This window comes from Burkholderia sp. Ax-1719 (assembly GCF_011753055.1).
Classification (GTDB): domain Bacteria; phylum Pseudomonadota; class Gammaproteobacteria; order Burkholderiales; family Burkholderiaceae; genus Paraburkholderia.
In genome coordinates, this window is the sequence record NZ_VWWJ01000009.1 from 60,642 (window position 1) to 74,197 (window position 13,556).

The 13,556-nt window shown below is 62.5% G+C and carries 10 protein-coding genes; 5 read left to right on the top strand and 5 right to left on the bottom strand.

All coding sequences use genetic code 11. The annotated features are described in order from the left end of the window. Positions 1-8: 8 nt before the first annotated feature. Both tssH and tssA read left to right on the top strand, forming a co-directional pair. Complete coding sequence (gene tssH, locus F3J17_RS17870) at positions 9-2,675, top strand: type VI secretion system ATPase TssH (RefSeq protein ID WP_167061343.1); 2,667 nt, start codon at positions 9-11, stop codon at positions 2,673-2,675. Positions 2,676-2,677: 2 nt separating this feature from the next. After that, positions 2,678-3,823: a type VI secretion system protein TssA gene (tssA, locus tag F3J17_RS17875; RefSeq protein ID WP_167061346.1), complete on the top strand. Its 1,146-nt coding sequence runs from the start codon at positions 2,678-2,680 to the stop codon at positions 3,821-3,823. A gap of 71 nt (positions 3,824-3,894) precedes the next feature. Here the strand turns inward: tssA and F3J17_RS17880 are convergent, their stop codons facing one another. The 4 genes from F3J17_RS17880 to F3J17_RS17895 all read right to left on the bottom strand — a co-directional run bounded on the left by F3J17_RS17880 (position 3,895) and on the right by F3J17_RS17895 (position 10,900). Further along, the gene (locus tag F3J17_RS17880; RefSeq protein WP_167061349.1) at positions 3,895-4,833 is read right to left on the bottom strand and encodes an OmpA family protein; all 939 of its coding nucleotides are present in this window, start codon (positions 4,831-4,833) and stop codon (positions 3,895-3,897) included. Further along, the gene (gene tagF, locus F3J17_RS17885) at positions 4,817-5,827 is read right to left on the bottom strand and encodes a type VI secretion system-associated protein TagF (protein WP_167061352.1); all 1,011 of its coding nucleotides are present in this window, start codon (positions 5,825-5,827) and stop codon (positions 4,817-4,819) included. Before tagF ends, F3J17_RS17880 begins: the two co-directional genes overlap by 17 nt. Beyond that, complete coding sequence (tssM, locus tag F3J17_RS17890; protein WP_167061355.1) at positions 5,824-9,717, bottom strand: type VI secretion system membrane subunit TssM; 3,894 nt, start codon at positions 9,715-9,717, stop codon at positions 5,824-5,826. The genes tagF and tssM overlap by 4 nt, the downstream gene beginning before the upstream one ends. Before the next feature lie 325 nt (positions 9,718-10,042). Further along, positions 10,043-10,900, bottom strand: coding sequence for a M15 family metallopeptidase (locus F3J17_RS17895; RefSeq protein ID WP_167061832.1), 858 nt, complete (start codon positions 10,898-10,900; stop codon positions 10,043-10,045). 141 nt (positions 10,901-11,041) lie between these two features. Between F3J17_RS17895 and F3J17_RS17900 the strand changes: the two genes are divergently transcribed. Continuing rightward, a complete protein-coding gene (locus F3J17_RS17900) occupies positions 11,042-12,001 on the top strand; it encodes a hypothetical protein (protein ID WP_167061358.1) in 960 nt (319 codons plus the stop codon). 203 nt (positions 12,002-12,204) lie between these two features. Here the strand turns inward: F3J17_RS17900 and F3J17_RS36030 are convergent, their stop codons facing one another. Beyond that, entirely contained in the window at positions 12,205-12,480 is a 276-nt protein-coding gene (locus F3J17_RS36030; RefSeq protein WP_205194845.1) for a hypothetical protein, read from the bottom strand. Between F3J17_RS36030 and F3J17_RS17905 the strand changes: the two genes are divergently transcribed. Together F3J17_RS17905 and F3J17_RS17910 are read left to right on the top strand one after the other, a co-directional pair. Continuing rightward, the gene (locus F3J17_RS17905) at positions 12,479-12,949 is read left to right on the top strand and encodes a CDP-alcohol phosphatidyltransferase family protein (RefSeq protein ID WP_205194846.1); all 471 of its coding nucleotides are present in this window, start codon (positions 12,479-12,481) and stop codon (positions 12,947-12,949) included. The genes F3J17_RS36030 and F3J17_RS17905 overlap by 2 nt on opposite strands. Further along, a complete protein-coding gene (locus tag F3J17_RS17910; RefSeq protein ID WP_167061363.1) occupies positions 12,942-13,556 on the top strand; it encodes a lysophospholipid acyltransferase family protein in 615 nt (204 codons plus the stop codon). Before F3J17_RS17905 ends, F3J17_RS17910 begins: the two co-directional genes overlap by 8 nt.

Here is a 13,556-nt window from a genome sequence, read left to right on the forward strand (position 1 = left end):
TTCACGACATGAGCACGCCTCTCAAGACCCTGATCACCAAGCTCAACACGACCTGCCGCCTGGCGGCCGAACGCGCGGCCAGCTCGTGCCTGTCGCGCGGGCATTATGAAGTCGATCTCGAGCATCTGTTTCTCGCGCTGATCGAAGAGCCGGCCAGCGATCTCGTGTGCGCCCTGCGCGCGTCGCGTATCGATGCGCATGCCGTTCGCGCCGATCTCGAACGCGAATTGCAGAACCTGAAAACCGGCAACACGCGCACGCCGGTGTTCTCGCCGCATCTGATCGCGCTGTTCGAACAGGCCTGGCTGATTGCTTCGCTCGACACGCAGATTGGCCGCATCCGTTCGGGACATCTGTTGCTCGCGCTGCTGAGCGCGCCCGATCTCGCGCAGTTCGCCCAGCGCATGTCGTCGCGCCTGGCCGAAGTGCCGGTGGCCGAACTCAAACATCGTTTCGACGAACTGACCGAAGGCTCGGTTGAAGCCGCGCCGCGCGATGCCGAACGCGGTAGCGCGCAGGACGAGCAGGCGCAGGAGCCGGTTGCTGCTGGCCCGTCAAAGACGCCCGCGCTCGACACCTACACGACCGATCTCACACAGCGCGCGCGCGACGGCAAGGTCGATCCGGTGATTGGCCGCGAAGGCGAAATTCGCCAGACCATCGACATTCTGATGCGCCGCCGCCAGAACAATCCGATTCTCACGGGCGAGCCGGGCGTCGGTAAAACTGCCGTGGTGGAAGGGCTGGCGCTGCGCATCGCCGAAGGCGACGTGCCCGAGCCGCTGCGCAACGTCGCGCTGCGCGTGCTCGATATGGGGCTGCTGCAGGCCGGTGCGAGCGTGAAGGGCGAGTTCGAAAACCGCCTGAAAAGCGTGATCGACGAAGTCAAGAAGAGCCCGCAGCCCATCGTGCTGTTTATCGACGAGGCGCACACGATCATTGGCGCCGGCGGCCAGGCTGGCCAGAACGATGCGGCCAATCTGCTCAAACCGGCGCTCGCGCGCGGCGAGCTGCGCACGATCGCGGCCACCACGTGGAGCGAGTACAAGAAGTACTTTGAAAAAGACGCGGCGCTCGCGCGGCGTTTTCAGGTGGTGAAGATCGAAGAGCCGGGTGAAACGCTCGCGGCTGCCATGCTGCGCGGCATGACGGCGCTGATGGAACGCCACTTCAATGTGCGCATTCTCGACGAGGCGATCACCGAAGCCGTGCGCCTTTCGCATCGCTATATCAGCGCGCGCCAGTTGCCGGATAAGGCCGTGAGCGTGCTCGATACCGCGTGTGCGAAGGTTGCGCTGGCGCATAGTTCGACGCCGGGTGCGATCGACGATGGCAAGCGTCATATCGAACGCATCGACGCTGAAATCGCATCGCTCGAACGTGAAGCGGCGAACGGCGCGGCGCACGACGAACGTCTCGCCGATCTGCGCACGCAACGCGCCGAAGCCGCTGCCGAAGTGGCCGAAGACGAAGCACGCTACGCGCAGGAGCGCGAACTCGTGGCGCAGATCGCGGCGCTGCGCAATCGTATCGATGCGGCGCGCGAAGAAGGTGCATCGGCCGATCTCGCCCGCGATGCCGACGCCGCGCGTGAAGCATTGCCCGCGCTGGTTGCGCAACTGCACGCCTTGCAGGGCGATGGCCCGATGGTGCCGCTCCAGGTGGATGGCCATGTTGTCGCGGAAGTAGTGGCGTCGTGGACCGGCATTCCGCTGGGTCGCATGGTAAAGGACGAGATCAAGACGGTACTCAATCTAAGCCCGCTGCTTTCCGAGCGCGTGATCGGCCAGGACCATGCACTCGACGCCATTGCGCAGCGCGTGCGTACCGCCAATGCGAGTCTCGAAGACCCGAACAAGCCGCGCGGCGTGTTCATGTTCGTGGGGCCGTCGGGCGTTGGCAAGACCGAAACGGCGCTTGCACTTGCCGATATTCTGTACGGCGGCGAACGCAAGCTCGTCACCATCAATATGAGCGAATACCAGGAGGCGCACAGCGTGTCGGGCCTCAAGGGCTCGCCGCCGGGCTACGTGGGTTATGGCGAGGGCGGGGTGCTGACCGAGGCGGTGCGCCGCAATCCGTATTCGGTCGTGCTGCTCGACGAAGTCGAAAAGGCCCATCCGGACGTGCTGGAAATGTTCTTCCAGATTTTCGACAAAGGCACGATGGACGACGCCGAGGGCCGTGCAATCGACTTCCGCAATACGCTGATCATCCTGACGTCGAATGTCGGTTCGCAGGCGGTGATGCAGGCATGCCTGAACAAGGCCGCCGAAGAATTGCCCGATGCGGACGCGCTGGCTGAATTGTTGCGGCCGCAACTGTACAAGACCTTCAAGCCTGCGTTCCTTGGGCGCATGAAGGTCGTGCCGTATTACCCGATCTCCGACGACGTGCTCGCCGAGATCATCGAACTCAAGCTCGAACGCATTCGCCGACGCATCGAAGCGAATCACGGCGCGGCATTCGAGTGGGACGACTCGCTCGTCGAAGCCGTGCTGGCGCGCTGCACCGAAGTGGATTCTGGCGCACGCAATGTCGATCACATCCTGAACGGCACGCTGCTGCCCGAACTGGCGCAACAGGTGCTCGAACGCATGGCGGAAGGCACCGCGCTGCAAAGCGTGAATGTGCGTGCGAACGAGGCTGGCGAGTTCGAATACACCGTGAATTGATTATGTCGACCGATATCACCGCGCTGCTCGCGCCCATCAATGAAAGCTCGCCGTGTGGCGAGGATATGCTGTTTTCCGCCGATTTCGATGCCATCGCCTATGCGCGTCGCTTCGATGATCCGTCGCTCGACCAGGGCGAGTGGGTCACGGAAATCAAGGAAGCCGATTGGCCCTTCGTGGCCGAACGTTGTTCGGCGCTACTCGCCACGCAAACCAAGGACCTGCGCGTAGCCGTGTGGTTGAGCGAAGCGCTCGCGATTCAGGAAGGCGTGCCAGGCCTCACGCAGGGCTATGCCGTGCTGACCGGGCTGGTCGAGCGCTTCTGGGACCAGGTGCATCCGTTGCCCGAAGGCGACGATGTCGAATCACGGCTGGGTAATGTGGCGTGGCTCGCGGGACGCTCGGCGGAATTGCTGCGTGCGGTGCCGCTCACGCAATCGGATGTGGCGTTCAGCACGCTTGACTGGGACGTGGCGCAACACGTTGCACAGGCCGTCAAGCGCGATCCCGAGAATGCGCACGATATCGCGCGTGGCAAACCATCGGTCGAACAGATCGACGCGTCGCGCCGTGCGACCTCGCGTGCGTTCTACGAGACCTTGCTCACGCAACTCAAGGCCTTCGAAAAGTCGCTCATCGCGCTCGACGACGAACTGGAGCGCAAGGCCGGCGATTCCGCACCGAGCTTCCGCCAGACGCGCGAAGCGTTTGAAACGGTGTATCGGCTTGCGGAGCGCTTTGCGCGCGACGTGGGTGTCGACCCGGATGCCTTGCTCAAGCAGCCCGAAGCGCCGCACGCCCCGCAGGAAAGCCCGATTGGCGCTCCGCCCACGCACGAGCGTTCCGAGCCGAGCTTCAAGACGCCTTTGCCCCCGCATTTGTCCGACGAGGATTTCGTGCAGACTCCAACCCGCGTTTCCAGCCGCGCGCATGGCGGCATTCAAAGCCGTGCGGACGCGGTGTCGCAACTGCGCGCCGTAGCCGATTATTTCCGCGCCACCGAACCGCATAGTCCCGTCGCCTATCTCGCCGACAAGGCCGCCGAATGGGCTGGCATGCCGCTGCACGAGTGGCTGGCGACGGTCGTGAAGGACGATGGCACGCTCTCGCATATCCGCGAGATGCTGGGTGTGAAATCGGAAAACTGATTCGAAAGCGCCTGAGGCAGAAACAAAAAAGCCCTGCAAACGCAGGGCTTTTTGCATTCCGCCTTCGAGTCTCAAAGACCGGCGCGGAATTCAATACGACGATTACGCGCGCGGCCGTCCGTTGTATCGTTCGAGGCCACGGGTTGATCCGGGCCCACGCCGTTGGTCGTCAACTGCTGCGGCGAAATTCCCTTGGCGACGAGATAACCCTTCACCGCGTCCGCACGCGCCTGACTAAGCGCGATATTCGAGGTGCGATTGCCCGAGTTGTCGGTGTGGCCGATGATTTCCACCGTACGCGTGTTCATCTTCGCGAGCACGGCCGCCATCTGGTCGAGAATCGCGCGGCCTTCCGGGGCGAGCGTCGCGCTGCCGGTTTCGAATTCGATCGTGCGGTTCGCGAGCGTCTGGTCGAGCAGACCCTGTTCGGACGCGCTCACGCGCAGACCGTTGCGGATCGTGTAGGTGGGATTGAGTGCATTCGCCATATCGCTGGCGATCTGCTGACGCTGCGCTTCATTGCCTACTTCGCCGCGCACGTCGATCTGCGTGCCGTCGATCTTCAGTTGTCCTTTGTGGATCTGCTTGAGCTGCGCGCCAATCAGCTTCTGCACGTTCGACGACCAGTTCGGCGGCGTCGCCACGTCGCCCACCTCGATCTGATCGACCACGTTGGCCGCGCCATAGGTATCGCGCAGGCGTTGCAGCACGGCGGCATGCGTCGCTTCGTCGGGCACCTTGCCGCCTGCCACGACCTGGCCCGGCGTGGCATCGACAGGTGCGGGCGTCGAAGTGACCGCGCTGCGCGGCGCGGAAGCGGTTTGCACGCCTGCCATCGCCGTTCCGGATGCAGGCGGAATCGTGCCGCTCACGGTCGCGCCATTGGTGACGATGGGCGAGACGCGCGCGGGGCTGTCATCGGCCCACGCTGCGGTGGTGAACGAAGCGAACGCGCCGAAAGTCAGCGCCGCCGCCGCGGCCAGGCCGCTGCGTTTAGCTGCGACGACCATTGACTGGCTCCCCGATGAACACTTCGCGGAACGTGTCGATGGCGACGCGCAGCGAGAGTTGCGGTTGATCGAGATAGCTGACGAGTTTGCTGATGCCATGGTCGCTTTGTGCATGATCGTCGACCCATTCCGGATCGTCGATATCGATGTTATGTGCTGAGTAGGTTTGCGGATCGACCACGCTATGCAAGGTCTTCGCGGACGCACCGTTGAAGCCGATGATGAGCCGCTCGCGCTGCGCAATGGTGCCGAGGAAAATGGCCAGTTCGAAATCGGCCTTTGACACGAACGGCGCGATCAGTTCGAGCCAGAATGCGCCCACCAGGCTGCGATAGAACGGGTCCGTCGGCAGCGGCAGCGTGAGGCCGCGTTCGAGGTGCGCGGTGCCGCTTTGCATCACCGGGCGCAGCAGCGAGCCGAGTGCGAGCATCGCGCCTTTGAGGCGCACCGGATGGCCGCTGTTCAGCAACATCTGTTCGAGGCCCGACAGCGTTTGATGCTCGATGAAATCCGCGAAGGTGCCGTCGTGCGGGTTGCCCGTGCCGCCCACATCCACCGGCACATGCGTTTCGCCGAGCGCCTGCAGCGCGCCTGCGGGTTCGGACGGTCCGAGCAGCGGCTGCATTTGCGAAGAGACGCGCGACCAGAGTCGCGCGAAGGCCAGCGGGCTGCGCGCGAGAAACGCGAGCGGCTGCTCGACTTCCAGCGCGGTGGCAGCGAGAAACGGAAAGCGCCGCGATGATTGATCGTGGCTCGCCACCATATGGCCCGCGATCGCCAGGCGGCTTTGCGAACCGAGGAACGCGAAGTGCATCGGCTGCGCTTCTTCGTAGACGATCTTCCAGCGCGGATCGTCGGTGAGCATGTTCATCGCTTCGGCAATCCAGCTGTCCAGCGTCTGCAGCAACTGCGGATTGTGCGCGCTCTTCACGAAGTCGCCGCGCGACGGAATTTTGCCGAAGTAGGCGATCTGCGCCTGAACGGTTTGCGTCATTGCGCCACTCCCTGCGAGTTGGTTGAGCCTGCAACGGTCGCCGGCGCCGTGGTTTGCGGCGCGCTGGTGGCCGCCTGGGCGTCGGCGGGCGCGCTGGCGCCCGGCGTGTTCTGTGCGCTCTGTGCAACTTGCGCGCTACCAGCCGCGCCGACACTCGCGATCGACGACGGCAGCTGCACGCCCTTGAGCCCTTGCTGTTGCGGCGCATCGCCGCTCGACGCGGTGGGCTGCGAGGTGCTGATGATGCGCATGCTCAGCGACACTGACACGCTGCCTTGCGTCCACATGAGATCGAAGGTGCCGTCAGGACGGCGGCTGCGCTGCGCCGAGTTGATCAGCTTCTCCAGACCATAGCGGCCCGGCTCGTTGACGAGCTGGATCGTGCGGCCATCGAAGGTGGTCGCCGACAGCGTCGCGCCCGGCGCGCCATTCGGGTTCGGCCACACGAAGTTGGTCCACTGCGGCGGCGTGTTGCGATAACGCAGTTGCTGGCCGTCGATCGCAAGCGTGTATTCCGTCGTGCCGGTCGAAGGCTGCGGCAGGATCTGGAACACGGTCTGCGGTTCGCTGGAGCCGCCGCTGGCGCCCGCTGCGCCGCCGCCAAGCGGCGCGACCCAGCGCGAGAAGCCACCCGTGAAGTCCGGCGTGAGCGCGAGGCCCATATCGCCCCAGGTACGTGCGGTCAGTGTGTCGCCGCGACGAACCGCGAGCGGCCCGAGCGTGGTGCTGACGAACTTCGAGATCGCGCCATCAGGCCCGAACATCTGGCCGATTTCGCTGGCGCCGGCTTCGACCTTCGCCGTGCCCGCGAACGGATACTTGCTGGCGAGCGACGCCTGGAACGGCTGGTACACCTGCGCATTCCACACCTTGTTCACTTCGACGCTGGCCGGCTGGATCACTACCGCGTAGGCCTGCATCAGCGGACGCACGAGCAGGGGACGCAGCGCCTTGCGCTGATCGTCGGTCAGACCCGTGAGCATCTGCTCGTCAACGAACTTGAGCGAATCCGAGAGTTCCGAGCCGTTGCCGTCGAGCGTTTGCTGCATCAGCTGACGCGCGCCCGGTCCCGGATCGCCCTGATTCTTGATGGTGTTGAAGCGCGTACGCACCTTCGAGAGCGAATCCATATAGCCCTTGAGCATCGAGCCGTTGTCGTGCGTGACGACAATGCGGCCGAGACCCGCGAACGCCTGACCGATCGGACCCATGGGGATTTCGACCGGATTGCCGTTGATATCGATGTTCGCTTCCACCGTGCCGCTGGTCGCACGCGAGAACAGGTTCTTGAACCAGCCCTTGATGCCGCTTTGCGCCTGCTTGATGGTGGTGTTGACGAGCGACGGGTTATCCCACGACGTCTGGTCGTACGCGGTTTCGAGGATCTTGCGGATCGGCGAATCCTGCGGGTCGCCCAGGCGGTTCATCGCATCCACGGCCTGACCGAAGCTGCCGAAATCCTGCACGGCAATGCCCTGCATGAACTTCTGCCAGTGCTGCGCATATTCGGCCTTGTACATGCCGACGAGCGTCTTCTGGATCTGCTCCGGGCTGCCTTCGAGCGTGAGGTCGTCGGACGCCGAGGTGTTGAGCACCCAGTCCTTCGCCTGCAGTTCCTTGGTGGCGGCGTCGCGGATCGCGGGCTGCACGTACTGGAACCACGCTTCGCGCGTGAAGGTGCCGGGGATCGCATAGCTGCCCGCCACGAGTGCGGTATTGCCGTCGCCGACAATGCGCGCGACCGTCATCGGCGCGAAACGCGTGGAGGCGCGCGCCTTGATTTCTTCATAGACGCGCTGGCGAGCCGGCATGCCGCGCACCACGTGACGCAGGTTTTCGCGGGTTTGATCGACCAGCGAAAGATTCGCGTCGATCATCGGCCAGTCGTCGTCGTTCACGCGCGCGAGATAGAAGGTGATCATGCGCTCGGCGCTGCGGATCATCTCGTCGCGAGGCATGTTGCCGCGATTCTGTTCGAGCCAGCCGCGCCAGAAGCGGGCGATCTGGTCGGTGAGGTGAGCGGTTTCGACGTGGCGCTTGTCCGACAGCATCAGATACGTCTTGAGCGCGTTGTAGGCGTCTTCCACGCTCGACGGCGACGCGTCGCTATAGAGGCCGCCCTGGCTCGTGTTCGACATCGCAGCATGCGCGGAAACCGGCACGGCGCCCGAATCGGGCGTGTGCGTCATCGGCGCGAGTTGCTCAGGGTGCGCGTCCACGTCCTTCATGAACGATGCGAGATTCTGCGAAACCGGCGTGAGCATGATCTGGCGCACGCCGTTGTAATACTCTTCGAGCAGATGCTGTTCGATGCGGTCGCCCTGATAGAGGCCGAGCGACACCGCGAGCGGTTTGTCGCGGCGGAACTGTTCGAGCTGGTCGATACGGTCTTCGAGAATATCCATCGCCTGCAGGCGCGATTGAAGATCGTTGCGGTTCTGTTGCAGACGCTGGACGTTGTCCAGATCGGCCTGCACGTTCGCCACCAGTTGCTGGTTATTGACGGCCGACCACGTCCAGCCGCCCAGCGCGAGCGCAAGCGCCGCCACCACGCCGAAGAACGTGGCGTAGCGCAGACGCGTTTTAGCCGGGCTCGCGAACTGGCGAACGGTTTGCTTGTCCGCGAAAATCACCTTGGAAAACAGGTCTTTCAGGAAGAAGCCGTTCTTCGAGAACGCGGGCTGCGCCTTGGGCAGGCCATCAGCGGAAAGGGCGAAGCGGTTGGCGATGCGCTGCGCGGCGGCGCTATTGGTTTCGCCTTCCTGCAATGCGCTCGTGAAATAGAAGCCGCGGAAAATCGGCTTGTACTGGAACGGGTTGTTCTCGAACAGCGTGGCGAGGAACGCGCGCAGCGCCGGTTTGATGGTCGAGAATTCGAGCGGGAAACTCAACTGGCCAGGCGTGAGCGCATTGCCGCGGCTGATCGACATCTGCGCGATGCTGATTTCCTTGAGGCCTTCGTAGAGTTCTTCGAAACGCTCATCGAACTGCGCGACCACGTCGCGCTTTTCGTCCGGCTCATAGGGCAGGGTAGCGCCCCAGACGCGGTCGTATTCGTGGCGATCGTTGGCGCTGAAGAATTCGGTGAAGCCCGTGATCAGGTCCACCTTCGTGAACATCACGTAGACGGGCGCGAACACTTCGAGCTTTTCGGTGAGTTCCTGCACGCGCTGGCGCAGGTTTTTCGCCAGATTGATGGCGAATTCCGGACGATTGCCGGTCAGTTCCGCAATGCTCGCCGTGACGATGATGCCGTTGATCGGCGCTTTCGGACGATAGCGCTTAAGCAGGCCGAGAAAGCCGAGCCACTCGCCGCGATCTTCTTCGTGAATCGAATAACGGCCCGCGGTGTCGAGCAGAATGCCTTCGGTGGTAAAGAACCAGTCGCAATTACGCGTGCCGCCGATGCCATGCACGATGGCTTCTTTTTTATCGGCGAAAGGAAATTGCAGGCCGGAATTGATCACGGCGCTGCTTTTGCCCGCGGCCGGATTGCCGATGACGATATACCAGGGCAGTTCGTAGAGCGCCGAACCGCCGGAAAGCTGGCCGATCTTCGACGTCTTGATGGTCTTGACCGCATCGGTCAGGCGCGTGCGCAGGGCGTCGAGTTCGGCCTGGGTGCCGCGCGCGGCGACAGCGGCGGGCGCTTCGGCCTGAGCCTGCTGTTCCAGCATATCGCCGAGTTTGCTGTTGGCGCGGCGCACGCGGATGCGGCGCACGATCCACATGATCAGCCAGAGCGCGAGCAGCACGCCGAGCACGACCGCGACCCAGATGAGCCCGATCTGCAGCGTGTCGGCCGCGATATAGAGCACGGCTGCCAGCGCAATGAAGCCGATGATGGAAAGCGTGCGCTTGTGAGTCAACACGTTGAGAAAGCGTTGCATATGCCGGTCAGATCCTGATGCTTTGAGTGCTGTTCTGGTAATTCATGCGTGGCGTTGAAAGACGCGCGTCGAGGAGGGCGCGCGCGTGCAGCCGATCATGTGCTGTACAGGATCGGCTGCCGATGTGAAAAATGTGAGAGATCAGGAAAGGAATTGCACGGCCTGCACGGTCCCCGCGTCATGTCGCTCAAAGCAATCAAGGAACGCCCCATAACCATCCTCTTTATTGTCCGCTTTGCGTTTTGCTTCGGCCCAATCTGCATATACGCGTGTGCGTTTTTCCGTTGCGGCTTACCATTCTTGCTGCCGCTGTTACATACGCATGTCATTTTGCGTCTGCTGGTTTGCGTCCCAGCACGAATCCGGGCTTGTGATATTCAACGTGCCCGAGGTCCATCAATTTCCATCGGCCGCCCCACGTGAGGCCGACCTGTTCGGCAACCTGCCCATATAACTGATAGCCGCGCATGGCCCACGGATCTTTTTCTGAAATGACGAGCTTGCCGTCACGCAGGAATGCGTTATCTGCTGCGAGGCCGTATTGGTGATAGCTCTGAAACGCAGCGGCATTGGTCACGCTGCCACCCATTCTTGCCAGCTTGTCCTGCCGTTCGGGGCTGCGATAACCTTCCAGCAAAGCCATTTCGTAACCGTATTGCTCGCGCATGATTTTATAAACGAGCAACAGACGCGTACGGAAATCAGCATCGAGCAGATTCCAGTCGCGGCTCGCGTCCACCAGGGCCGGACGAATCTGTTCGACTTCCTGTGTGGCGAACACCTCGGGCGGCAATGGCGGCGGCGGAACAAGCTGCTCGCCATTGAGCAATGCCGCGATTTTTTCATCGGGCACACGAGGCGTGTCATCGTATTGGAATAACTGGTGGCCGCGAAGCGCAATAGCGATCAGCGGCGGCGTCGCAAGAATACCTGTCGTCGACAAAATCAGCAAGCGCCGCTTAATCAGCAAATTTTGCATATCGACCATTGTCGATTGGGAATATTTTGCCGATTTAGAAATATGCTTGCGCGCATGTCTGGAACTCGCGGTAATACGATGCGTGATCACATTATGCAGGTTGAATACGGCGTCGAAAAAAGACGCCCGGACGCCCGGTAGCAGCAGAATTGCGGCTATCAGCACGGTAATGGCGAAATAGACTACGAGTGCAATGGCAACCAAAAGCGACCCCGTGAACTGAGGCAATTGTTTTTTGTAATGCTTGATTTTAGAATCAGGCCTGCCCGAACTCGGGCCGATACGTATTATTACGGCGAAACAGGCCCGATTCAATGTGCACGATCCGAATGAGACTCTAAAGTAATGAGTGTGCCGGACAATTCCCGACCCAAAGCTCCTCCCAGTCTGCTTGCCGATGCCCCGGCCAGACCGGCCGGCGCACCTGCCAGCGGCACGCCCAATGGCTCGCGCATTCTCGCGAACCTCGAAGGGCGCGTGGTGCCGCCCGTTCCGCCCGCCGGCAAGCCGCAGCGGTCCTCGAAAGCCGCAGGCCTTGTGGCGCTGCTCGTGATTGGCGCGGGTGCATTCGGTGCATGGCACTGGATGTCGCGTACGCCGGCCGGTGCGTCCAATGCGTCCAGCGTGGCGGCGACAGCGGCCAGTTCGGCTGCCGTCGCGGCCGCGTCGGCCGTGCCCGCGTCGCATGCGATCGTTGCAGGCGCATCTAAACCCGATGATGCCTCCGCGTCGCACGCGGCCACTATCGTTGCGGATGACGATGCGGCAAATGCGAAAGCCGGCGACGGCGACCGGCTTTCGCGCGCGCTCGCGGATGGTAGTGCGAGCGGTGCTGCTGCGTCCGTAGCGCCAGCTGCGCCTGTTGCGCCGCAAGCGAAGGCTGTGCAGCAGGCCCAGACGCCTGAAAAAAGCACTGCAAAGCACAAGAGTGCTGCTGACGCGAAGCAGGAGAAGCAGGAAAAGGCCAACGCGCATAAGAGCGAAAGCAAGACTGTCGTAGCGCAATCGAAGAAAGCCCACGCCAGCGGCAAGCGTGACGACTCTGACGTCGATCTGCTCGCTGTGCTGGTCGCGCGCACTAAACCAGCCGAGAAACCGGGCGATGCGAAGCAAGGTGGCAGCACGCATGGCTCGAAGACGTCGACCAAGTCGGCTGACGCGAACGCTTCGCTGGCGCAACAGGTCAAGGCTTGCAGCGAGCGAGGATTCTTCGAGGATCAACTGTGCCGCTGGCGCGTCTGCGACGGCCATTGGGGCAAAGACCCGGCGTGCCCGCAGGCCGCAAAAGCCAGCAACGAACACTGAAGCCGTGCCGGTACGCCTGCGCCGTTATGAAGTTTGCCGAAGGATTGATCGATCCTTCGGCATGCCAGGTAATTGGGCGGCGGTCGACGGGCGTCGACAGCAACAGGTAGCCGCCGTTTTTGTCGGGCTTGCTTGATTTGACATAATGCAAATTATCGCAGTTTTTGAATTGTGCTAAATAGAGATGTCGCCTTTGGCGACGCTCAAGAATCCGTCGTGTAACGCGCCATCAATCTTTCGCGGCGCTGTATAACGCCGAGCTTCCGGCCCGTCACGGCCAACCACATTCCATCGACGTAACCCAACCTCATGGACGAAAACCGCCGCCCAATCAAATCGCGCTCCAACACGGTTATCGTGGCGCTGTCCAGGTTTCTGGCCGGCACGAGCGTGACGCCTAACCAGATTTCCTGCGCGAGCGCCGTTTTTGCGGCAATCGGCGCGGTGGCGCTGCTGCGCATCGACAGCGTGATCGACATGATCATCGCAATCGTGTGCATCCAGTTGCGTCTGCTGTGCAACGTCATCGACGGGCTGGTGGCCGTCGAAGGCGGTAAAAAATCCATTGTCGGGCCGATCTTCAACGAATTCCCGGATCGCATCGCGGACAGCTTCCTGCTGGTTGCCGCCGGGTATGGCGTGGGTCTGCCTTCGCTGGGCTGGGCCGCCGCGCTGTTCGCAGCGCTCACTGCTTATGTGCGCGTATTCGGCGGCTCGGTGGGCGTGCCGCAGCGCTTCATCGGACCGATGGCCAAGCAGCATCGTATGGCGCTGCTTACGTTTGCCTGCGTGGCGACGATCGTCGAAATCGCGCTGCATCGGCATCCGGTCTGTCTTGCCGCGGCGCTGGCGATCATCGCGGCCGGCAGCGCGCTCACTTGTGTCACGCGTACGCGCGCGCTGGTGCAGGATCTTCATCGGATCACGGAGGAAAAAACTCATGCGTAACGTGATGCAGCGCTGGCTGCTGGGTGTCGTGCGACTCGTGGTGGGCGCGCGTGGGCGCTACGCGAGCACGCCGCCTTCCGCGCAGCAAACGATCTATTTCGCCAACCATTCGAGTCACGTCGATACGCTGGCCATCCTGGCGGCGCTGCCGCCCGATCTGCGCACGAGCGTGCGCCCTGCTGCCGCGCGCGATTACTGGGATGCTTCGCCGATGCGCCGCTTTATCGCGAATCGCGTGCTGGGCGTGGTGTATGTGACGCGCAAGGGCGAAGGCGAAGATCCGCTCCAGCTGGTGCGCGAGGCGCTGGCATCGGGCTGGTCGATCATCATTTTTCCTGAGGGCACGCGCAGCCAGACCGGCGAAATCGGCCCGTTCAAAAGCGGGCTTTACTGGCTTTCGCACGAGTTTCCCGAGGTGAAGCTCGTGCCCGTGCACCTGTCCGATCTGATGCGCGCGATGCCCAAAGGCAAACTGCTGCCGGTGCCGATCAATTGCAGCGTGTCGTTCGGCGATGCCGTGCCCGGCGCCGCGCAACTCGATAAGGAAGCCTTCCTCACCACGGCGCGCGACGCCGTGATCAAACTTCAAAATTCGGTACGGGGATAA